This is a genomic window from Melaminivora alkalimesophila (assembly GCF_000282995.1).
Lineage (GTDB): Bacteria > Pseudomonadota > Gammaproteobacteria > Burkholderiales > Burkholderiaceae_C > Melaminivora > Melaminivora alkalimesophila.
In genome coordinates this window covers 1-208 of record NZ_ALEE01000370.1, presented here as the reverse complement: position 1 = coordinate 208, position 208 = coordinate 1, and the positions used below count along the sequence as shown (strand labels likewise).

At 72.1% G+C, this 208-nt stretch carries 1 protein-coding gene; it reads right to left on the bottom strand.

What is annotated here, in order from left to right:
* Positions 1 to 208 (bottom strand): energy transducer TonB (locus A612_RS06915; RefSeq protein ID WP_019373781.1); only part of this gene is annotated, 208 nt, incomplete at both ends.

Here is a 208-nt window from a genome sequence, read left to right as displayed (position 1 = left end):
GGCGGCCTGCCGGTCGAGGCGGTCGAAGCCGCTGGACTGTTTGATCTCCACCTTCTGGGGCCGTCCGTCGGTGCCGATCAGCACGTTCAGCAGCACCACTCCTTGCTCGCCCAGGCGCCGACTGACGGCCGGGTACTGGGGCGCGGGATTGTTGAGGTGGCTGGCGCTGCTGGAGGGCTGGACCACGGCCGGCGGCGCCGGCGGAGCG